This is a genomic window from Pseudomonas sp. YeP6b, from assembly GCF_025642995.1.
GTDB lineage: Bacteria > Pseudomonadota > Gammaproteobacteria > Pseudomonadales > Pseudomonadaceae > Aquipseudomonas.
In genome coordinates, this window is the sequence record NZ_CP080090.1 from 583,700 (window position 1) to 604,298 (window position 20,599).

Below are 20,599 nucleotides of genomic sequence, written 5' to 3' on the forward strand. Positions count from 1 at the left end.
AATCAGTTGGTGATGAACTTGGCGCTGACGTACGGGGCGTAGTCCGGCAGCACGGCGTCGACCTTGCCTTGTTCCTTGAGGAACACGGCGGTGTCGGTCACAGCCTTGGTGGTCGGTGCGCCCAGCAAGGTCACTTGGTCAGCAGCCAGCGGGTAGACGTTGCCTTGCAGCAGCAGTGGGATGTCACTGGCCTTGGCGCCGGAGAGCTTCACCAGCTTGTCGACGTTGCCTTTATCGGCGAGCCAGGCTTGTGGGTCTTTGCGGTACGCGGCGTAGGCATCCAGAGTGACTTTGGCGAAGGCCGTGACGATTTCCGGGTGCTTCTCGGCGAAATCCTTACGCACGATCCACGCATCGAAGGTCGGCGCGCCGAACTTGGCCAGTTCGCCGGAGGTGATCAGCACCTTGCCGTTTTCCTTGGCCACGCCCAAGGCTGGGTCCCACACGTAGGTGGCGTCGATGTCACCGCGTTTCCACGCGGCGATGATTGCCGGCGGCGCGAGGTTGAGGATGGTGACTTTCGCGGGGTCGATGTTCCAGTGCTTCAACGCGGCCAGCAGGCTGTAGTGGCCGGTGGACACGAACGGCACGGCGATCTTTTTGCCGATCAGGTCCTGCGGGCTGTTGATCCCTGAACCGTTGCGCGCCACCAAAGCTTCGGCGCCGCCGATTTGGGTGGCCACGAGGAACGTTTCCACTGGAACTTTGCGGGTAACGGCAGCGGTCAGCGGGCTGGAACCGAGGTAGCCGATTTGCACGTCGCCGGAGGCGATGGCGGCGATGATGTCGGCGCCATTGTCGAATTTGCGCCAGTCGATCTTGGCGTTGGTGGCTTTTTCATACGCGCCGTCGGCCTGGGCGACTTTCGCCGGGTCCACGGTGGTCTGGTAAGCGATCGTCACATCCGCCGCCTGGGCAAACAGGCTGGCACCGGCCAGGGACAATGCGGCCAAGAGGCGCAGAGGGGTTAAACGTTTCAAGGGGAAGCTCCTCAATCAGGCGGCCGAGGGTCGGCGTGTGAGGAGACTAAATGATCTAAGAATCCGAAAATAAATAACCTTTTCGAATTAGCTTATTAGGATAAGAGTGAATGCTGATGTTGAGGGCGCATCGGCCAAATGTGCGAGCGGGCTTGCCTGCGATGCGCACGACTCGGTATTCCAGATGCACCGAGTTGATGCTATCGCAGGCAAGCCCGCTCCCACAGGGGCGGCGTGATGCTTTTAGTTGCTGATCGCCAAGATGCTCGCCTGGTACGACCCGACAAACACATCAAAGTCGCCCACTTCGTTCTGCTCCAGCTCCGCCTGCTGCGCCAGCGAATTGCGCGCCAGTTCTTCAAAGCGTGCCTGCTCTTGCGCCGGCAACGGCTCTTTACGGAAATATTCGGCGTGCACCTCGCTCTGGTGCAGGGAGAACTGCGCAAAACTCTCTTTACGTTCTGCCATCGCCGCCAACACCTGGGCAGATGGCGTCAGGGACGGATCCTTGACCTTCGCCAACTGAACATCCAACGCCTGGCTGTGCTCGGTGATGCCCTGGCTCTCATCGAGCAGGGCCGCCAACGGCGCGATCTGCTCCAGCAGCTCGGTGGCCCATTCCTTCATGTCCACAGGCTGGTCCTGACGCTGCAACTGCAGGCCCGGACGACGGCCTTCCTTGACCACGCTGAGGAAGTTGGAGGTGGCATTGCCGCATTCGTTATTGGCGAACAGCGGGCTGTCGTTCAATGCGCAATACAGCAGGAACGCGTCGAGGAAACGCGACTCCGGTAGGTCGATGCCCATCGGCAGGAACGGGTTGATGTCCAGGCAGCGCACTTCGATGTATTGGATGCCACGCGCCATCAGCGCCTGGATCGGCCGCTCGCCGGTGTAGGTCACGCGCTTGGGGCGGATATTGGAGTAGTACTCGTTTTCGATCTGCAGGATGTTGGTGTTGAGCTGAACCCACTCACCGTCCTTATGCGTGCCGACTTCGACGTAGGGCGCGTAGGGTGTTGCCACCGCTTCGCGCAGGCTGTCGGTGTAGCTGGCCAGATCGTTGTAGCACGGTGTGAGGCCGGCCTGGGCGTTGCTCTGGTAACCCAGGTCGCTCATGCGCAGGCTGGTGGCGTAGGGCAGGTAGAGCGTGTCGGCGTCCAGCACTTCCAACTGGTGCGAACGCCCGCGCAGGAAACCGGCGTCCAGGGCCGGCGAAGCACCAAACAGGTACATCAGCAGCCAGCTGTAACGACGGAAATTACGGATCAGTGCGATATAGGCCGTGGACTGGTAGTCGCGGTCGGTGCCCACGAAGCCTTCCGTCTCCTTGAGCAACGGCCACAGCGCTTCCGGCAGGGAAAAGTTGTAGTGGATGCCGGCGATGCACTGCATGGTCTTGCCGTAACGCAGGGCCAGGCCCTTGCGGTACACGTACTTGAGCTGTCCGATATTGGAGGTGCCGTAGTAGGCAATCGGAATATCTTCCTCGGCCGGCAACGGGCACGGCATCGAAGGGCTCCACAGGTACTCGTTGCCGAGCTTGCTATAGGCAAAGCGATGGATTTTGTCCAGGCTGCTCAGGGTATCGGCCGGGTTGGGCAGGGCTGGGGTGATGAACTCCAGCAGCGATTCCGAGTAGTCAGTGGTGATCTGCTCGTGGGTCAACGCGGCGCCCAGGGCTTCGGGGTGCGGCGTTTGCGCCAGGCGACCTTCACCTGTGACGCGTAGGCATTCGCGCTCGATGCCGTGCAAGCACTGCTCTAGCAGGGAGAGGTGTTCGCGCTTGCCGAGCAAGGCCAGGCGGCGGTTGAGAAGTTCGCTCAAGTTGGATTCCTTCACGCGTCAGTCGCCCCAATATGGGGGTGGGCAGGACGGTCTACAAGGGTGAAGTTGAAACTGGCGTTATCGCCTGGTTTTGAGTCGATTTGACCCGCTTTGAAAAAAGCCTACTTCACTCCATGAATTGGGCTATAGCGCAGCAAGAAAATTCCGACGCTGTTGTTACAGCGCCGAAATTAACTCAAATCGAGGGCGGGGAGCTAGAGGACAGCGAAGGTACCTTGTGCTTTTGCGATAAGTCTTTCGCCTTGATGCACATCGGCTTCGACCACCAGCGTGCGTCGACCGGCGTGAATCACGCGGCTGGTGCACAGCACGTCACCGTCTTCTACGGCACGGATATAGTTGATTTTGCACTCGATGGTCGCGCTCTGCTGGTCGAAACCATGGGCGCTGGAACACGCCAGCCCCATGGTGATGTCCACCAGGCTGAAAATTGCCCCGCCATGGAGCTTGCCCGCGCGGTTGCGCAACTGCGGCTCCAGGGTCAGGGCCACCTCGGCAACGCCTTCATCCAGGCGTTGCAGGCGGCAGCCGATCAGCTCGCTGAACGCGCTCTGGGTCAAGCCGGCTGGAATTTCCATCAGCGCTTCTTCAACTGCTTGGCATTGGCGAACAGCGACGCCATAGCGTTGTTGCTCGGCGCTGCGGTGGCGGCTTCCTTGCGCGGTGCGTTGTTTTGCGACTGACGCGGCGCGGAACCTGGGCGTGCGCCACGGGCACCGTCGATTTTCTCACCGGGCGTGTCGCTCATGCGCATCGACAGGCCGACGCGTTTGCGTGGGATATCGACTTCCATGACCTTGACCTTGACCACATCACCGGCTTTCACCGCTTCGCGAGGGTCTTTGATGAACTTCTCCGAAAGCGCAGAGATATGCACCAAACCGTCCTGATGCACGCCGATATCCACAAAAGCACCGAAGTTGGTCACGTTGGTGACCACGCCTTCGAGGATCATGCCCAGTTGCAGGTCCTTGAGGTCTTCGACGCCGTCCTGGAACTCGGCGGTCTTGAACTCGGGACGCGGGTCACGGCCAGGTTTTTCCAGCTCTTGCAGAATGTCGGTGATGGTCGGCACACCGAAGGTTTCGTCGGTGTACTTCTTCGGGTCCAGGCGCTTGAGGAACGCGGCGTCGCCGATCAGCGAGCGGATGTCGCGGTCGGTCTCGGCGGCAATGCGTTGCACCAGCGGGTAGGCTTCCGGGTGAACTGCCGAGGCATCCAGCGGGTTATCGCCGTTCATCACGCGTAGGAAACCGGCAGCCTGTTCGAAGGTTTTTTCACCCAGGCGTGCGACTTTTTTCAGAGCCGCGCGGGTTTTGAACGCGCCGTTTTCGTCGCGATGAGTGACGATGTTCTGCGCCAGGGTGGTATTGAGGCCGGAGATACGGGCCAGTAGCGCAACCGAGGCCGTGTTCACATCCACGCCGACCTTGTTCACGCAGTCTTCCACCACCGCGTCCAGGCCGCGCGCCAGTTTCAGCTGCGACACGTCGTGCTGGTACTGGCCTACGCCGATGGATTTAGGGTCGATCTTCACCAGTTCGGCCAGCGGGTCCTGCAGGCGACGGGCGATGGAGACGGCACCACGGATCGACACGTCGAGGTCCGGAAATTCCTTGGAGGCCAGTTCCGACGCCGAGTACACCGAAGCGCCCGCCTCGGAGACCATGACTTTGGTCATCTTCATGGCTGGGTATTTTTTGATCAGCTCGGCGGCCAGCTTGTCGGTTTCACGGCTGGCGGTGCCGTTGCCGATGGCGATCAGGTCCACCGAGTGCTTGGCGCACAGGGCGGCGAGGATGGCCAGGGTCTGGTCCCACTTGTTGTGCGGCACATGCGGATACACAGTGGCGTGGTCCAGCAGCTTGCCGGTGGAGTCGACCACCGCCACCTTGCAGCCGGTACGCAGGCCCGGGTCGAGGCCCAAGGTTGCGCGTGGGCCGGCCGGTGCGGCCAGCAGCAGGTCGTGCAGGTTGTGGGCGAATACGTTGATCGCCTCGGTTTCGGCGCCGTCGCGCAGCTCGCCGAGCAGGTCGGTTTCCAGGTGGGTGTAGAGCTTGACCTTCCAGGTCCAGCGCACGACTTCACCGAGCCACTTGTCCGCAGGACGGTTCTGATTCTGGATGCCGAATTGTTGCCCGATCATGCCTTCGCAGGGGTGCATGGTGCCTGGCAGCTCGTCGCCGACTTTCAGCGCGGAGCTGAGAATACCTTCGTTGCGGCCGCGGAAAATCGCCAGCGCACGGTGGGACGGCATGCTTTTGAGCGGTTCGTCGTGTTCGAAATAGTCGCGGAACTTGGCGCCTTCTTCCTCTTTGCCGGCGATGACGCGGGCGCTGAGGGTGGCTTCCTGCTTCAAGTAAGTGCGCAATTTTTCCAGCAGGCCGGCGTTTTCGGCGAAGCGCTCCATCAGGATGTACTTGGCGCCTTCGAGGGCCGCCTTGACGTCGGCGACGCCTTTTTCGGCGTCGATGAAGCGTGCAGCTTCGGCTTCCGGGGTCAGCGACGGGTCGTTGAACAAGCCGTCAGCCAAGTCGCCGAGGCCGGCTTCCAGGGCGATCTGGCCCTTGGTGCGGCGCTTCTGTTTGTACGGCAGGTAGAGGTCTTCGAGGCGGGTCTTGGTGTCGGCGAGCTTGATGTCGCGTTCCAGTTGCGGAGTCAGCTTGCCCTGTTCCTCGATGCTGGCGAGGATGCTGATGCGCCGTTCGTCGAGTTCTCGCAGGTAGCGCAGGCGCTCTTCCAGATGCCGCAACTGGATATCATCGAGGCTGCCGGTGACTTCTTTACGGTAACGGGCGATGAAAGGCACCGTGGAGCCTTCATCCAGTAGAGCGACGGCCGCTTCGACCTGTTGTGGGCGTACACCGAGTTCCTCGGCGATGCGGCTGTTGATGCTGTCCATAAAACCACCTGAAATTCTGAAAGCAGCTCGCAGGCCCGGAAAACAAGGCGTTGCGAGGCTGGTTGAGCGGCCCGACTGGCGCCGCTGCCTGGGTCAAGAGGCGCGCTTATGACCCTCGAAATCGGAAAATTGCTGCCCGGCACTGAAAAAACTGGCGAGGCAGTAAGCAGTAAAGTCTGACATTAGCCCCTACAAAGGCGGCGCATTATAACCAGCGTTCTGCCCTTGAGGGGTACTGTGCCTGAGGTTACAGGGCACGGCTTCACTGGCAGTGAAGGAAAAATCTGCTAACAATGCACACGGTGCGTATAACGGCAGCTACGCCATAATGCGCGCCGAGATAAGAGGAGCATCTAATGAGCAGCACTGCACAAACTGCTGAAGGCGAAAAAATTCTCATCGTTGACGACGATCCGGGGCTGAGCAGCCTGCTGGAGCGTTTCTTCAACTCCAAGGGCTACCGTGCCCGCGCGGTGCCGAACACCGAGCAAATGGACCGCCTATTGGGGCGTGAAGTGTTCAATCTGGTCGTGCTCGACCTGATGCTGCCCGGCGAAGATGGCCTCACCGCCTGCAAACGTCTGCGCGGTGCGAACAACCAGATTCCAATCATCATGCTCACTGCCAAGGGTGATGAGCTGAGCCGCATCAAGGGTCTCGAGCTGGGCGCGGATGACTACCTGGCCAAGCCGTTCAACCCGGACGAACTGATGGCCCGGGTCAAAGCCGTATTGCGCCGCCAGGCAGCACCGGTTCCGGGCGCGCCAGGCAGCGAAGACGAAAGCGTCACCTTTGGCGACTACGAACTGTCGCTGGCGACCCGTGAGCTCAAGCGTGGCGAAGAAGTACACATGCTGACCACCGGCGAATTCGCCGTGCTCAAGGCCCTGGTGATGAACGCTCGTCAGCCGCTGACGCGCGACAAGCTGATGAACCTGGCCCGTGGTCGGGAATGGGACGCCCTGGAGCGCTCCATCGACGTGCAGATTTCCCGTCTGCGCCGGATGATCGAGCCGGACCCGTCCAAGCCGCGTTATATCCAGACGGTATGGGGCGTGGGTTATGTGTTTGTGCCGGATGGCACTGCAACCAAGTAATCGATGATTTGCAGGCGCGGGCAGCCCGGCGTTTGACTCCATGAGGGTCGACGGGCAGCCCGGCGTCTGCATTTCTGCGAGCGCCGCTCGTTTCTGCAAGCTGTCTGGCAGTCTCCTATGAAAACCCCGTTGTGGTTCCCGCAAAGTTTCTTCTCCCGCACCCTTTGGTTGGTGCTGATCGTCGTTCTGTTTTCCAAGGCACTGACGCTGGTTTATCTATTGATGAACGAAGATGTGCTGGTGGATCGGCAGTACAGCCACGGCGTTGCCCTGACGCTTCGTGCCTATTGGGCCGTCGACCCCGAAAACCGCGAAAAGGTAGCCAAGGCCTCGACGCTGATTCGGGTCGACGGCGCCGGTGTGCCTGAAGGCGAGCAGCATTGGCCTTACAGCGAGATTTATCAGCGCCAGATGCAGGCTGAGCTGGGGGACGATACCGAGGTGCGATTGCGCATGCATGTTTCGCCAGCGCTATGGGTGAGGGCGCCGAGCCTGGGGGACGCCTGGATCAAGGTGCCGCTTTACCCGCACCCGTTGCGGGGGCAGAAGATCTGGAACGTGCTGGGTTGGTTCCTGGCGATAGGCTTGCTTTCAACGGCGTCCGCGTGGATTTTCGTGCGCCAGCTCAACCAACCGCTCAAACGCCTGGTATTTGCCGCCCGCCAATTAGGGCAGGGGCGCAGCGTTCGCCTGCCGGTCAGCGACACGCCCAGTGAGATGACTGAGGTGTACGGCGCCTTCAATCAGATGGCGGAAGACGTCGAACAGGCCGGTCGCGAACGCGAGCTGATGCTGGCGGGCGTGTCCCATGACTTGCGCACGCCGTTGACGCGGTTGCGGTTATCCCTGGAGTTGATGGGCGAGCATACCGACCTCACGGATGACATGGTGCGTGACATCGAGGACATGGATGCGATTCTCGACCAGTTCCTGGCGTTTATCCGCGATGGTCGCGATGAAGTGGTTGAAGAAGTTGACCTGACGGACCTGGTGCGCGAAGTGGTAGCGCCCTATAACCAAAATGGCGAACAGGTGCGCATGCGCCTGGAGCCGATCCAGCCGTTTGCGTTGCGTCGTGTGTCGATGAAGCGCCTGCTGAACAACCTGATCGGCAATGCCTTGCACCATGCCGGTTCCGATGTGGAAGTGGCGGCGTATGTGTCCGGCGACAGTGCTGCGCCTTATGTGGTGTTGAGTGTGATGGACCGTGGCGCGGGTATCGACCCGGCGGAGCTGGAAGGTATTTTCAACCCGTTCACCCGTGGCGACCGTGCCCGTGGTGGCAAGGGCACGGGCCTGGGCCTGGCGATTGTGCGGCGGATTGCCTCGATGCATGGCGGCAATGTTGAGCTGCGCAACCGCGAGGAGGGCGGCCTGGAAGCGCGCGTGCGGTTGCCGCTTGGCCTGATGCTGCCGCGAGACGCGGTTTAACAAGCAACAGAAATCAAATGTGGGAGCTGGCTTGCCGGCGATAGCGGTGTATCAGTCAACGTATAGGTTGCTGACCCACCGCTATCGCAGGCAAGCCAGCTCCCACACTGTTTTGTGGTGTTTGATAAATGAGCTGATTCAGCCCTTACCCTTGGTCCGCGTCATATTCGGCCCACCATTCTTCTCCAGATGCTGAATGATGATCCCCGCCACATCCTTCCCGGTGGTGGTCTCAATCCCTTCCAGACCCGGCGATGAGTTCACTTCCATCACCAACGGCCCATGGTTTGATCGCAGGATATCCACGCCCGCTACCGCCAGCCCCATCACCTTGGCCGCCCGCAGCGCAGTCATGCGTTCCTCCGGGGTGATCTTGATCAGGCTGGCACTGCCGCCACGGTGCAGGTTGGAACGGAATTCCCCCGGCTTGGCCTGGCGCTTCATTGCCGCAATCACCTTGTCGCCCACCACAAAGCAGCGGATATCCGCACCGCCGGCTTCCTTGATGTATTCCTGCACCATGATGTTCTGTTTGAGGCCCATGAACGCCTCGATCACTGACTCTGCCGCGGTTGCGGTTTCGCACAGCACCACGCCAATGCCCTGGGTGCCTTCCAGCACCTTGATCACCAGCGGCGCGCCGTTGACCATGTCGATCAGGTCGGGGATGTCATCGGGGGAGTGCGCAAAGCCGGTCACCGGCAGGCCGATACCGCGCCGCGACAGCAGCTGCAGCGAACGTAGCTTGTCTCGCGAGCGCGCAATGGCTACCGATTCATTGAGGGGGAATACGCCCATCATTTCAAACTGGCGCAACACCGCGCAGCCATAAAACGTCACCGAGGCACCGATACGCGGGATCACCGCATCGAAGCCTTCCAGCGGCTTGCCCCGGTAGTGGATCTGCGGCTTGTGGCTGGCAATGTTCATGTAGGCACGCAACGTGTCGATCACCACCATTTCGTGGCCACGTTCGGTGCCGGCCTCGACCAGGCGGCGGGTGGAATACAGACGCGGGTTTCGCGACAGCACAGCAATCTTCATGCAGCACCTGGGGCAGAAATAGTAGAGACCGGGAACACCGGCTTGTCTTGAACGTACTTGACGCCGGGACTGACCACCAAATGGCCGTCAATCAGCGCCTTGGAGCCCAGCAACAGGCGATAACGCATGGCCTTGCGGCAGGCGAGGGTGAATTCCACCCGCCATACCCGATCACCCAGCGCCAGGGTGGTGCTGATCACGTAGCGCACCTGCGCATGGCCGTTGGAGCTCTTGATGGTCTTCATCGTCACCACCGGCGCCTCGCAGCGCCGGTGACGCAGTTGCACCACGCTGCCCAGGTGCGCGGTAAAGCGCACCCACTTCTCACCGTCGCGCTCAAATGGCTCGATATCGGTGGCGTGCAGGCTAGAGGTGCTGGCACCGGTGTCGATCTTTGCGCGCAGGCCCGCCACTCCCAAGTCGGGAAGTGCCACCCACTCACGCAGACCCACAACGGTCAAATGGTCAAATGTCTTCAATATGGGTAACCGATCAGTTCGCCCAGGCGTGAGGTGGAACCTCGGCCAAGGCTTTGAATGCAGGCTTGGCGAACCAGTAGCCTTGCATCAGAAATATTCCGCAGTCGGACAGGAAGTCACGCTCGCCGGCACTTTCGATGCCTTCGGCAATGACAGTAACGCCCAACTGCTCACAGATTGTGACAATCCCCTGGACGATTACCTGGCGGACACGATCCTGGTCGACATCGCGAATCAGCGCCATGTCGAGTTTGATCAGGTCAGGTTGGAAATCGGCCAGCAGATTCAGCCCCGAATAGCCCGCGCCGAAATCGTCGATGGCGGTCTTGAAGCCGAATTCGCGGTATTCACGCAGAATATTGGTCAAATGGCGATAGTTATCTACGTGCTCGCTTTCCAGCGTTTCAAAAATCAGCTGGTTCAGCGGAAAATTATGCGCACGGGCCGCCTCCAAGGTGCTGCGAATGCACAGCTCCGGCCGGTACACGGCATTGGGCATAAAGTTGATCGAAAGATGGGTTTGCATCCCCAAGGCAGCGGCGCCGGCAATCGCCTTGGTACGGCAACGCTGGTCAAAGCGGTAGCGGTTGCTTTCGTTGACCTGCTCCAGCACCGATAACGCCCCTTCGCCATTGATGCCTCGCACTAAGGCTTCGTGGGCGAAGATCGAATGATCCCTAAGGTCTACGATAGGCTGATAGGCGAACGCAAAATCGAAACCCAGGGGTTCGCTTTGCTGGCAACCCACGCAACGCTGGTCGGGCGAGGTGAGTGAGGCAGGGAAGTCGGTCACAGCGTATCCTCGCGAAAACAGGGTGGTGCCTGGCGTATCTTAGGTGAGCGTTGGGGTTTCTGCGTCGAAGGTCTTCAACGTTAAAGTTGCGACATTTTTCAGAGCGAGGAATTCAAGTGGCTCAAAAGCAGGAAGAGGAAGAAAAAGTCCGTTTGGACAAGTGGCTGTGGGCCGCGCGTTTCTTTAAAACCCGTGCCCTGGCCAAGGCCGCCATTGAGAGCGGTAAAGTGCACCATCGTGGGGAGCGCTGCAAGCCGGGCAAGGAACCGCGCGTCGGTGATGAGCTGCAGATTCGTGTGGGGTTTGATGAAAAGACCGTCGTGGTGCAGGCCCTGTCCGTTGTGCGTCGCGGTGCACCCCAAGCGCAGGCGCTGTACACCGAAACCGAAGCCAGCATCGCCAAGCGCGAAAACGCGGCGGCCATGCGTAAGGCGGGGGCTACCGGCATGACCACCGATGGCAAACCGAGCAAGAAGCAGCGTCGCGATTTGTTCAAATTTCGCGGCAGTGGCAATGATGATTGATTGTGCAAATCTCCAGCAAACCAGGAGATCAACTGTGGGGGCCGGCAACCCAGCTCCCACATGAATAGGCGGTGTTACGCGGCAGTGCGCATGACGCTCAATCGCCCGATTACCGGCAACTTGCCCAGCAACCCAAACAACGGCGCCGTCACCCGCAACAATGCGCCCGATACCTTCGCCGCAAACGGCGTGTAGTAACCCCACCCCAGCGCCAACAACGCCAGCAACACGCCGCCGATGTAATCGTCCTGCCCCCAATGCGCACCCGCCACCAGTCGCGGCATCATGAACAGCAGCGCCAGGCCCCAGATCACCAGCACTTGGCCGATGCGCTTGGCAAATACCGTCATGAACATGCCCCAGATCAACAGTACCGACGCATGATCGCCAGGGAAACTCTGACCCGAACGGTCCTTCAGCTCCCAGGTTTTCTCCAGCCCTGGGAAATAGTCGCTCATGTGAGTCGCGCCACTGATCATCATCGACGGGCTGCTGTGTTGCCAGCCCATTTGCGTGGCAAGCTTGGAGAACAGCATGCGGATAAACAGCAACAGCAGCAGAATGCCAAGGAAACCAAAGAACGCCTGGCGTACCTGAACCGCCTTGAACACCCAATCACCGCGAATCAGCAGCGCCAGTAAAATCACTCCGACCACGGCATCAAACGGCCGCAAGCTGGCCACTGCCCACACATGCAGCCAGGTCGAATTGCTCGCCAGTGGGTCATTGAGCAGGTGAAACAGCCATTCGTCGAAAATCACACACAGCATCTGGCCAGTGGGCCACAGCCAAAAACACAGCAGCCCGATAGCGAGTAGATTGCATAGAGCCCATCGCCGGAGGTTCCACTTGGCTTGGAACAAACCCGGATTGTTCATAAACTGTCCCTCTTCGCTCTATTTAGCTCTCCGTTTCCAGGAGAAAGCCGCACCAATATGGTGCTAAAGCGTTTAATTTTATAAACCTTGTAATCATTTTGTCATCAATTCAGATACCCAGACCTATGACTGATCTACCGGATACCGACTTCACCCAACGCTTCATCTTCGACGAGAACGACGCCCGCGGCGAACTGGTCTCGCTGGAGCGCAGCTATGCCGAAGTCCTCGCCAAGCATCCCTATCCGGAGCCGGTCGCGCAGCTGCTCGGTGAACTGATGGCGGCGGCGTCGTTGCTGGTGGGCACCATGAAGTTCGACGGTTTGCTGATTTTGCAGGCGCGTTCCGAAGGCCCGGTACCGATGCTGATGATCGAGTGCTCCAGCGAGCGCGAAATCCGTGGCCTGGCCCGTTACGACGCCGACTTGATTGCGCCGGACGCGACCCTTGGCGACCTGATGGCCGACGGCGTGCTGGCGATCACCGTCGACCCGACGGAAGGCCAGCGTTACCAGGGCATCGTCGACCTCGACGGCGAAACCCTGTCGGACTGCTTCACCAACTATTTCGTGATGTCCCAGCAAGTCGGCACCAAGTTCTGGCTCAATGCCGACGGCAAGCGCGCCCGTGGCCTGCTGCTGCAACAACTGCCGGCCGACCGCATCAAGGATGACGACGAGCGCACCGACAGCTGGCGCAAACTGACCGCCCTGGCCGGCACCCTGACCGCCGAAGAGCTGCTGGGCCTGGACAACGAAACCATCCTGCATCGCCTGTACCACGAGGAGGCCGTGCGCCTGTTCGACGCACAGGGCCTGCGCTTCCGTTGCAGCTGCTCGCGCGAGCGTTCGGCGAATGCCTTGGTCAGCCTGGGCCTGGAAGATGCACAAAATCTGGTGGTGGAGCACGGCGGCAATATCGAGATCGACTGCCAGTTCTGCAACCAGCGTTACCTGTTCGATGCCGCCGATGTCGCCCAATTATTCGCCGGTGCAGGCATTGACACCCCTTCCGATACCCGCCACTAAAACGTTTAAGCACAGGTAAATCACCTGACAAACGCCGGATTAGCGCAGTTCTGACGGGAGGGCCCTACTCTTTTTGGGCTTTTCTGGCATAATCCGGCCCACTTTTTTCGCGGTAGTAGTGCGCAACTTTCTACTACAAAACGTTTGGAGCACTCGGCCATAGGCCGACGGGGAACCTCATGACGCAAGCCAATAACGCCGTATACACCGATCTGAGTGTTGACGATCTGGTCAAAGAAGCCCTGCAGCGCGGTGAAGGCGTGCTTGCCGATACTGGCGCGCTGGTCGTAGAAACCGGTCACCGTACCGGCCGTTCTCCGGTCGATCGTTTCATCGTTGAAGAGCCTTCTACCCAAGACGCAATCGCCTGGGGCCCGATCAACCGCAAGTTCCCGGCCGACAAGTTCGATGCCCTGTGGAACCGCGTAGAAGCATTCAATAACGCGCAAGAGCATTTCGTTTCCCACGTTCACGTAGGGGCTGCGCAAGACCACTACCTGGCCGTGAAAATGACCACCCAGACTGCCTGGCAGAACCTGTTCGGTCGTTGCCTGTTCATCAACCCGGCCCAGTACAACCCAGCCGGCCGTGACGAGTGGCAAGTGCTTAACGTGGCCAACTTCGAGTGCGTGCCAGAGCGTGACGGCACTAACTCCGACGGTTGCGTGATCCTCAACTTCGCACAGAAAAAAGTCCTGATCGCCGGCATGCGTTACGCCGGTGAAATGAAAAAAGCCATGTTCTCGGTGCAGAACTTCCTGCTGCCGGCCGCTGACGTGCTGCCAATGCACTGCGCCGCCAACATCGGCGAAGCAGGCGACGTGACCCTGTTCTTCGGCCTGTCGGGCACCGGTAAAACTACCCTGTCCGCCGACGAAAGCCGTTACCTGATCGGTGACGACGAACACGGCTGGGGCGAAGGCGTGGTGTTCAACATCGAAGGCGGTTGCTATGCCAAGTGCATCGACCTCTCCGAGAAGAACGAGCCGGTTATCTGGAAAGCCATCAAGCACGGCACCGTGCTCGAAAACGTGGTAATCGACGATGCCAAGCACGCCGACTACACCAATGTCAGCCTGACCCAGAACAGCCGTGCCGCCTACCCGCTGGAGCACGTTGCCAAGCGCTCCGAGCAAAACCTCGGCGGCGAGCCAAACGCTGTGATCTTCCTGACCTGCGACCTGACCGGCGTACTGCCGCCCGTGTCGATCCTCAGCGAAGAACAAGCGGCCTACCACTTCCTGTCCGGCTACACCGCGCTGGTGGGCTCGACCGAAATGGGTTCGGGCAGCGGCATCAAGTCGACCTTCTCCACCTGCTTCGGCGCGCCATTCTTCCCACGCCCGGCCGGTGAATACGCAGAACTGCTGATCAAGCGCGTGCGCGGCTTCGGCTCCAAGGTCTACCTGGTCAACACCGGCTGGACCGGCGGCGGCTACGGCGTCGGCAAACGCTTCAACATCCCGACCACTCGCGGCGTCATCGCAGCGATCCAGAGCGGCGCGTTGATCGGTGCGCAAACCGAACACCTCGACACCATCAACCTCGACGTGCCATTGGCCGTACCGGGCGTTGAGACTGGCCTGTTGAACCCACGTAACACCTGGGCCGACAAGGCTGCTTACGACGAAGCGGCGAAAGCGCTGGCGGCTCTGTTCGTCGAGAACTTCAAGAAGTTTGAAGTGAGCGATGCGATCAAGGCGGCTGGGCCTAAGTTGTAAGGTTCGGTTGTTGTGAAAAAGCCGCCTCTTGTGGGCGGCTTTTTTGTGCGCGAAGGGTTAGTCGGCGATGTGCAAAACCACTGCACCGACCAGCACTAACACCACCCCCAGCACCTGAACCGCTGACAACCGCTCCTTGAAAAACACAAACCCCAGAATCGCCGCAATCCCACCCGACAACGTACTGATCACCGTCACCACCGAAACCGACCCCGCCATCACGCCCCACGAAAACGCCGAGAAACCACCCAGGTTCATCAAGCTCGCACCGGTCAACGTCGCGCAGTTTTTCAGCGGCGGAATCTTCAGGCCGTCCTTGATCTTCAGCACCATCACCACCAGTACGCACAGGCCCACCAGGTAACCCAGCCACAACATGGTGATCGGCCCCAGTGCGGGCAACGTGTAGCGGCCTTGCAGCCAGAAGCTGGTGCCGTACAGCAAGGCGGCGAGCAGGGCATAGGCGATGGACAGGCGCGGGTTGTTGTGAGGGACGCCGTTGTCTTTGTGGATGCTGGAGAGGATTACGCCGACGACGCACAGGCCGATGCAGCCGAGTTGGATCAGGCTGATGTGTTCACCGCTGGCCCAGGACAGCAGTGTGGTGACAACGCCGTAGGACGTCACCAGCGGCGCGACGATGGCGGCTTTGCCCAGGGCGAAGGCCTTGGACAGCGCAAGGGCGCCGGAGACGGTGAGCAGCGCAGCCGTGAGGCCCAGGAGCCAGACGCTCAACGGGGCATTCAGGGATTTGAACAGGTAGGCCGGGAAGATGACCAGCAGCAGGGTCATGATCAAAAAACCGAGGGCTTGGCCGAAGTACACGGCGCGTTTAACGCCGACGGCCCGGGCGTTGAGGCCCACGAGGAAATCCGTGCCGCCCCAGAGCAGGGCGGCCAGCAGGCCCATGATTACGTCCATGTACGGTCCTTGATAGGTAGGTAATTCGCCAGGTTAGCGCATATCCAATGTGGGAGCGGGCTTGGGGTCAGCTGAGGTTTTCCAGGGTCTGCGTGTCCCAGCTATGGGTCTTGATGGCCAGGTAGAGCATGCCGATGGTCAGCGGCACCTTGTCGCCACGGCCTTTGGCCCGACGCTTGAGGAACACATCGAACGCCGGCGGTTTGAAGTAACGATAAGCGTCGTAGTCGCCCAGGTCGAGGGCAAACGCTTGCTCCATCGCTTCCATCAATTGCTGAGCCTCGGCGCCGTCGCAGCCGAGGTCGAGGTTGATCGAGGTTTCGAGGCGAAGAGTCTTGTGTTTCGGTAGGCCGATTTCTTCGTGCAGCAATTGCAGGAGCTGCTGCATGACGGGGTCTTCGGGGAAGTTGGGAGCCAGGTTCATGGTGGTGGCACGCAGGAGTGGGTGGGTTGGGGCGGGCGACGTTACGCGTCGGTGTTTGTTTCGCTCCAGCATAAAGCCAATGCCAGTGAAGAGGATGATATAGGCGATGGTACTGTTTATAGGCTCGTGTGCAGAAAAAGTCGGCGTGGGCATCGGTGCGAATATCAGTACTAGCCCACTGACTAGCAAGGTGAGCCCAAGGCCTATCCGATACTTGTAGTTTTTTATCAGCCAAAAGGTCAGCAGTTGCAGAGTGACGATCAAGGCTAACTCTAAATAAAAGTTCACGCTGTTTCTGCCGGGACAGTTGAGAGGGCGCTAGTTTCAGTCATGCGCAGGTGAGTTATGTAGGGGGGGAGCAGGTGTTTTAAGTAGTTTGGGAAGGGGACTACGTGATGTGTGACGGTTTCTCACGGCCTTTTCCGGTATTTGCGATTTACCAGTGATTTTTTGGGCAGCAACCATCAAATGAGTGAGCAGGGCACGCCAGCGCCTACAGATTTTAGCTCAGTGGCTGGCTTGGTTGTGGTTGCTTATCGACCGCCGGTTGCAGCTTTACGTGCTGCGCTGCTTCCAGCAGGTCACAGCGGCTCCTTGTCGTCGCCGAAACGCATAGGGATCAACTGAGCGTTGAAGGCGATCCCATGCATGCCTTGATCGTTCTTGTTGGCGGCAAGAATGCCGGCCATTTGCGTGCCGTGCCCCTTGATGTCAACGACGTCGGGCTGTTGGCGTACAAAGTCGTAACCCATGCTGGCCAGGCGCCCTTGGAACTGCGGCAACGTGCTGTTGAGGCCCGAGTCGATCAAGGCCACTTTCACGCCTTGGCCGTTGCCACCGCGAGCGTAGAGGGTGGATGCCTTAACGGTGGGCAGGGCGTTTGAGGCAAAGTATTCGGGGGTTTCAAAGGCATGTGCGGCTAATTGTTCGGATGGTGGTTTGGGTGGTGTTGCACAGCCCATCAGCAGCAAGGGCAATGCGGGCAAGGCGGCACGTTGCAGGGAAAACAGCAGTGTGTTGGGCATTCACGACTCCTTGTCGGGGCTTGCGATCAGGCGTGCTACTGTCTGCGTTTTTGCGCAGGCTTGCTGGTTTTCTCTGTATCAGTTTGTAGCGTTTATTCCCGACCTTTTCCTGATCGCTGGACTATGTTTTTGACTCCTTCAGCGGTCAATGGAGTGACAGCTTATGCACAACACCCTCCAACAGGTCTTTGGTTATCCACAGTTTCGTTTGGGCCAGGAAGCAGCGGTCAGCGCGGTGCTGGCCGGTCGCTCTGCGGCGGCGATTTTCCCCACCGGTTCGGGCAAGTCTCTTTGCTATCAACTGTCGGCGGTATTGCTGCCGCACCTGACGCTGGTGGTGTCGCCGCTGTTGGCGTTGATGCAGGACCAGTTGGGTTTCCTGCAGCGCCACGGCATTTGCGCGGGCAGTATCGACTCGGCGCAGAGCCGCGAAGACGCCAATGACGTAATGGCACGTGCGCGTTCCGGCGAGCTGAAAATCCTGATGATTTCCGTGGAGCGCTTGAAGAACGAGCGCTTCCGTAATTTTCTGCAAAGCGTGCAGATTTCGCTGCTGGTGGTGGACGAGGCGCACTGTATTTCGGAGTGGGGCCACAACTTCCGCCCGGACTATTTGAAGCTGCCGGACTACCAGCGCCAGTTCAATATCCCACAAGCTTTGCTGCTGACGGCTACGGCCACGCCCAAGGTGATTGCCGACATGCAGGCGAAGTTCGCCATTGCGCCGGACGATGTCATCACCACGGGCTTCTACCGGCCCAACCTCAACTTGCTGGTGGAACCGGTGAGCGGTCACGACAAGCGTCGGCGCTTGGTCGAATGGATGAGCGAACGCGCCAATCAGCCGAGCATTGTTTACGTCACCTTGCAGAAAACCGCCGAGCAGATAGCCGATCACCTGAACCGCAACGGTATTCAGGCCGAGGCCTATCACGCGGGTTTGCCCCACGATAAACGCGAGGGCATCCAGCAGCGCTTTATGGGCGGGCGCTCCAATTGCATCGTTGCCACCATCGCGTTCGGCATGGGGATCGATAAAAGTGATATCCGCAATGTGGTGCACTTCGATTTGCCCAAATCCATCGAGAACTACAGCCAGGAAATCGGCCGTGCAGGGCGTGATGGGCAGCCGTCCGAGTGCCTGGTATTGGCCAACCGTGACAGCCTCAACGTGCTGGAAAACTTTGTGTACGGCGACACGCCGGAGCAGCAGGGCATTCGTCGTGTGCTGGAGGAGTTGCAGGCGGCGCGGGGCGAGGGGCAGTGGGAGTTCTTGCTGAGGTCGCTGTCGGACCACAGCAACATCCGCGAACTGCCGCTCAAGACCCTGTTGGTGCAGTTGGAGCTTAAGGGCGTGATCGCGCCGCGCTACGCGTTTTATGCCGAATACCGCTTCAAATACCTGATTGAGCCCGAGGCCTTGCTGGCGCGTTTTTCCGGTGAGCGGCAGCAGTTTGTCGCGGCGATTGTTCAGGTGTGCAGCCGCGCCAGGACCTGGGCGACCGTGGATTTCGACGCGCTTTATCAACAGCACAATGCTGAACGCAGCCGTGTGGTGAAGGCGCTGGATTACTTCCAGGAACAGGGCCTGATCGAGCTGGAAAGCAAGCAAATGACCGAGGTCTACAGCTTACTGAATACCGATTTCGATCCGCAGGTATTGAGCGAGGAGTTATACACAGGCTTCAAGCAACACGAGGTGACGGAAGTGGCGCGGATACACGCCATGCTTGACCTGTTCGCTACCGAGCATTGCCTGGGGCAGCGTTTGGCTCAGTACTTTGGCGATGAAAACGCGCCGCTGCGGTGCGGGCATTGTTCGGTGTGCCACGGCCACGTTGCGCATTTGCCGGCGCCGCCAAGCCTGCCGCCGCTTGTGGATAAAAACTTCATGGGGCTGTGCGGTGATTTTATCCACAGGCATCATGAGCACACCGGGAGTTTGCCTGGCGCGGAGCGACTGGCGCGCTTCCTCGGTGGTATCAGCGTGCCGTTGTTTACCAAGCTCAAAGCGCGGGGGATTCCGGGTTTTGCGGCGCTGGAGGACTATCCCTACGCCGAAGTGCGCGAGTGGGCCGAAGCCCATTTGAATGATCTGTAAGCCCACTTTCACGAGACTTGTCCATGCCTGACTCAATGCCTTTGCGCGCCGACTACCGTCACTTCCAGCCGATCATTACGCGTTGGCACGACAACGATGTGTACGGCCATGTGAATAACGTTACTTACTACAGCTTTTTCGACACGGCGGTGAATACCTACCTGATTGAAGAGGGCGGGTTGGATATTCATGACGGTGAAGTGGTGGGATTTGTGGTGAGTTCGGCGTGTGATTATTTCGCCTCGATCGCGTTTCCCGACCGCCTGGAAATTGGCCTGCGGGTCGGCAAGTTGGGTAACAGCTCGGTGCAGTATGAGTTGGCGGTGTTCAAGTCAGGCGAAGAGGACGCCTGCGCGGCTGGGCGCTTTGTGCATGTGTTTGTGGATCGGGCGACGAACCAGCCGGTGACGATTCCGGGGGCGTTGCGCGAGGCGTTGCAGCGGTTGGTGGTGTGACTCGCCATTTTGATCAGCGAAGATCAACTGTGGGAGCTGGCTTGCCAGCGATAGCGATGTGTCAGGTTCAAATGTGTTTCCTGACAGTACGCCATCGCGGGCAAGCCCGGCTCCCACAGGGATTTGCCTTGTGCTTTAGACCGTTGGCTTACCGATGATTACGGTAGTGATGCTTGTTCTTGCGATGCCCATAGGCATGACCACGGCCACGATGATCATCGCGGTCATAACGACGGTTATCCCGCCCACGATAACGGCGGTCGTCGTCATCGCTCTTGTTGCCCATGTAGTTGCCCAGCGCACCACCTGCGCCACCGCCGGCGGCTGCGCCGATCAGGCTGCCGGTGTTGCCGCCCATGCTGCGGCCTACCACGTTGCCGCCTGCCGCGCCCAGTGCGCCGCCGATAGCGGCTTCGCCACGGCTGCGCTTGTCGGCGCCGACCGCACTACCGCCCGCGCCGCCCAAGGCTGCGCCGATGGCCGAACCGGTGTTACCGCCTATCTGCTGGCCGACAACCGAACCTAGAACCCCGCCCAATGCGCCGCCCACACCGGCTTCGGTGGTGCCACCGGCCATGGCTGCGCCACTGACCAGGCCAAGGGACAACAAGAGAATCGAGGAGAACTTCATAGGGAGACCTCAAGAGGATGACGGCGCGATCCTGAGGTTGTATCGAGGCGCTGACAATCGAAAACCGACCGGTGGTATGGGTTGTATACAATTTGCTAAGTTACTGTTTTGTATGAGGAACTTAAGTCGTTTTTGCGAGTCTTTAGCTACTTGGGAAAGGCCGCTTTTATGCAAAAGCGGCCTTTTTTGTGCCTGCGGAATTAGTAGTCGTTAACGCTTTATTGTGGCGGCCGGGCTTGTTGAATCGTCGCACCGCCCGCGTTGGGCTGCGCAGCGGCCCCTGGTCCAGGCACTGCGTTCTGACTGAAAGAATGCGG

18 protein-coding genes and 1 pseudogene are annotated in these 20,599 nt (G+C 59.6%); 7 read left to right on the forward strand and 12 right to left on the reverse strand.

Translation table 11 applies throughout. The annotated features are described in order from the left end of the window. Nucleotides 1-2 precede the first annotated feature (2 nt). The 4 genes from tauA to KZH41_RS02590 form a co-directional block, all read right to left on the reverse strand. The gene (gene tauA / locus KZH41_RS02575) at nt 3-980 is read right to left on the reverse strand and encodes a taurine ABC transporter substrate-binding protein (RefSeq protein ID WP_263274326.1); all 978 of its coding nucleotides are present in this window, start codon (nt 978-980) and stop codon (nt 3-5) included. A 243-nt stretch (nt 981-1,223) separates the two neighbouring features. Continuing rightward, a complete protein-coding gene (gene gshA / locus KZH41_RS02580) occupies nt 1,224-2,807 on the reverse strand; it encodes a glutamate--cysteine ligase (protein WP_094950874.1) in 1,584 nt (527 codons plus the stop codon). A 215-nt stretch (nt 2,808-3,022) separates the two neighbouring features. Next, on the reverse strand, nt 3,023-3,406 hold the full coding sequence (locus tag KZH41_RS02585; protein WP_094950875.1) for a PaaI family thioesterase: 384 nt from the start codon (nt 3,404-3,406) through the stop codon (nt 3,023-3,025). Continuing rightward, a complete protein-coding gene (locus KZH41_RS02590; RefSeq protein WP_263274327.1) occupies nt 3,406-5,730 on the reverse strand; it encodes a Tex family protein in 2,325 nt (774 codons plus the stop codon). Before KZH41_RS02590 ends, KZH41_RS02585 begins: the two co-directional genes overlap by 1 nt. Before the next feature lie 356 nt (nt 5,731-6,086). Between KZH41_RS02590 and ompR the strand changes: the two genes are divergently transcribed. Both ompR and KZH41_RS02600 read left to right on the forward strand, forming a co-directional pair. After that, nucleotides 6,087-6,827: a two-component system response regulator OmpR gene (gene ompR, locus KZH41_RS02595; protein WP_053255745.1), complete on the forward strand. Its 741-nt coding sequence runs from the start codon at nt 6,087-6,089 to the stop codon at nt 6,825-6,827. 117 nt (nt 6,828-6,944) lie between these two features. Next, nucleotides 6,945-8,258 (forward strand): ATP-binding protein, encoded by a 1,314-nt coding sequence (locus KZH41_RS02600; RefSeq protein WP_094950877.1) that lies wholly within the window; start codon nt 6,945-6,947, stop codon nt 8,256-8,258. A gap of 138 nt (nt 8,259-8,396) precedes the next feature. On the opposite strand, the gene rimK is transcribed toward KZH41_RS02600, so the two are convergent. The 3 genes from rimK to KZH41_RS02615 are packed head-to-tail and all read right to left on the reverse strand — an operon-like array spanning nt 8,397 to nt 10,574. Then, a complete protein-coding gene (gene rimK, locus KZH41_RS02605; protein WP_025855543.1) occupies nt 8,397-9,302 on the reverse strand; it encodes a 30S ribosomal protein S6--L-glutamate ligase in 906 nt (301 codons plus the stop codon). After that, nucleotides 9,299-9,763 (reverse strand): ATP-dependent zinc protease, encoded by a 465-nt coding sequence (locus tag KZH41_RS02610; protein WP_370004704.1) that lies wholly within the window; start codon nt 9,761-9,763, stop codon nt 9,299-9,301. The genes rimK and KZH41_RS02610 overlap by 4 nt, the downstream gene beginning before the upstream one ends. Before the next feature lie 31 nt (nt 9,764-9,794). Continuing rightward, entirely contained in the window at nt 9,795-10,574 is a 780-nt protein-coding gene (locus tag KZH41_RS02615) for an EAL domain-containing protein (RefSeq protein ID WP_094950879.1), read from the reverse strand. 116 nt (nt 10,575-10,690) lie between these two features. On the opposite strand from KZH41_RS02615, the gene KZH41_RS02620 reads away from it, so the two are divergent. Then, entirely contained in the window at nt 10,691-11,098 is a 408-nt protein-coding gene (locus KZH41_RS02620; RefSeq protein ID WP_094950880.1) for an RNA-binding S4 domain-containing protein, read from the forward strand. 74 nt (nt 11,099-11,172) lie between these two features. On the opposite strand, the gene KZH41_RS02625 is transcribed toward KZH41_RS02620, so the two are convergent. Then, nucleotides 11,173-11,976 carry a phosphatase PAP2 family protein gene (locus tag KZH41_RS02625; RefSeq protein WP_263274328.1) on the reverse strand — a complete coding sequence of 268 codons (804 nt, stop codon included), beginning with the start codon at nt 11,974-11,976 and terminating at the stop codon, nt 11,173-11,175. 125 nt (nt 11,977-12,101) lie between these two features. Here KZH41_RS02625 and hslO point away from each other — a divergent pair, with 125 nt between their 5' ends. Both hslO and KZH41_RS02635 read left to right on the forward strand, forming a co-directional pair. Next, nucleotides 12,102-13,004 (forward strand): Hsp33 family molecular chaperone HslO, encoded by a 903-nt coding sequence (hslO, locus tag KZH41_RS02630; protein WP_263274329.1) that lies wholly within the window; start codon nt 12,102-12,104, stop codon nt 13,002-13,004. A 179-nt stretch (nt 13,005-13,183) separates the two neighbouring features. Beyond that, nucleotides 13,184-14,725 carry a phosphoenolpyruvate carboxykinase gene (locus tag KZH41_RS02635; protein WP_242153912.1) on the forward strand — a complete coding sequence of 514 codons (1,542 nt, stop codon included), beginning with the start codon at nt 13,184-13,186 and terminating at the stop codon, nt 14,723-14,725. Nucleotides 14,726-14,782: 57 nt separating this feature from the next. Here KZH41_RS02635 and KZH41_RS02640 read toward each other — a convergent pair whose 3' ends face one another. The 3 genes and pseudogenes from KZH41_RS02640 to KZH41_RS02650 all read right to left on the reverse strand — a co-directional run. Continuing rightward, nucleotides 14,783-15,646 (reverse strand): EamA family transporter, encoded by an 864-nt coding sequence (locus tag KZH41_RS02640; RefSeq protein ID WP_242153914.1) that lies wholly within the window; start codon nt 15,644-15,646, stop codon nt 14,783-14,785. A 67-nt stretch (nt 15,647-15,713) separates the two neighbouring features. Next, nucleotides 15,714-16,070 (reverse strand): DUF1493 family protein, encoded by a 357-nt coding sequence (locus KZH41_RS02645; protein WP_094950907.1) that lies wholly within the window; start codon nt 16,068-16,070, stop codon nt 15,714-15,716. Between the two features lie 587 nt (nt 16,071-16,657). Continuing rightward, nucleotides 16,658-17,095, reverse strand: a pseudogene (locus tag KZH41_RS02650) (S8 family peptidase); the annotation flags it as partial. A gap of 163 nt (nt 17,096-17,258) precedes the next feature. On the opposite strand from KZH41_RS02650, the gene KZH41_RS02655 reads away from it, so the two are divergent. Both KZH41_RS02655 and KZH41_RS02660 read left to right on the forward strand, forming a co-directional pair. Next, a complete protein-coding gene (locus KZH41_RS02655; protein ID WP_242153918.1) occupies nt 17,259-19,196 on the forward strand; it encodes an ATP-dependent DNA helicase RecQ in 1,938 nt (645 codons plus the stop codon). Nucleotides 19,197-19,219: 23 nt separating this feature from the next. Next, nucleotides 19,220-19,651, forward strand: a complete 432-nt coding sequence (locus KZH41_RS02660; protein ID WP_094950886.1) for an acyl-CoA thioesterase — start codon at nt 19,220-19,222, stop codon at nt 19,649-19,651. 148 nt (nt 19,652-19,799) lie between these two features. Here the strand turns inward: KZH41_RS02660 and KZH41_RS02665 are convergent, their stop codons facing one another. After that, nucleotides 19,800-20,282 (reverse strand): glycine zipper domain-containing protein, encoded by a 483-nt coding sequence (locus KZH41_RS02665; RefSeq protein ID WP_094950887.1) that lies wholly within the window; start codon nt 20,280-20,282, stop codon nt 19,800-19,802. Nucleotides 20,283-20,599 lie beyond the last annotated feature (317 nt).

What these genes read in the sequence shown, in the direction of transcription:
- KZH41_RS02585 (WP_094950875.1), bottom strand. Translation starts at nt 3,406, where the DNA reads ATGGAAATTCCAGCCGGCTTGACCCAGAGCGCGTTCAGCGAGCTGATC.
- KZH41_RS02590 (WP_263274327.1), bottom strand. Translation starts at nt 5,730, where the DNA reads ATGGACAGCATCAACAGCCGCATCGCCGAGGAACTCGGTGTACGCCCA.
- ompR (WP_053255745.1), top strand. Translation starts at nt 6,087, where the DNA reads ATGAGCAGCACTGCACAAACTGCTGAAGGCGAAAAAATTCTCATCGTT.
- KZH41_RS02600 (WP_094950877.1), top strand. Translation starts at nt 6,945, where the DNA reads ATGAAAACCCCGTTGTGGTTCCCGCAAAGTTTCTTCTCCCGCACCCTT.
- rimK (WP_025855543.1), bottom strand. Translation starts at nt 9,302, where the DNA reads ATGAAGATTGCTGTGCTGTCGCGAAACCCGCGTCTGTATTCCACCCGC.
- KZH41_RS02625 (WP_263274328.1), bottom strand. Translation starts at nt 11,976, where the DNA reads ATGAACAATCCGGGTTTGTTCCAAGCCAAGTGGAACCTCCGGCGATGG.
- hslO (WP_263274329.1), top strand. Translation starts at nt 12,102, where the DNA reads ATGACTGATCTACCGGATACCGACTTCACCCAACGCTTCATCTTCGAC.
- KZH41_RS02635 (WP_242153912.1), top strand. Translation starts at nt 13,184, where the DNA reads ATGACGCAAGCCAATAACGCCGTATACACCGATCTGAGTGTTGACGAT.
- KZH41_RS02640 (WP_242153914.1), bottom strand. Translation starts at nt 15,646, where the DNA reads ATGGACGTAATCATGGGCCTGCTGGCCGCCCTGCTCTGGGGCGGCACG.
- KZH41_RS02645 (WP_094950907.1), bottom strand. Translation starts at nt 16,070, where the DNA reads ATGAACCTGGCTCCCAACTTCCCCGAAGACCCCGTCATGCAGCAGCTC.
- KZH41_RS02655 (WP_242153918.1), top strand. Translation starts at nt 17,259, where the DNA reads ATGCACAACACCCTCCAACAGGTCTTTGGTTATCCACAGTTTCGTTTG.
- KZH41_RS02660 (WP_094950886.1), top strand. Translation starts at nt 19,220, where the DNA reads ATGCCTGACTCAATGCCTTTGCGCGCCGACTACCGTCACTTCCAGCCG.
- KZH41_RS02665 (WP_094950887.1), bottom strand. Translation starts at nt 20,282, where the DNA reads ATGAAGTTCTCCTCGATTCTCTTGTTGTCCCTTGGCCTGGTCAGTGGC.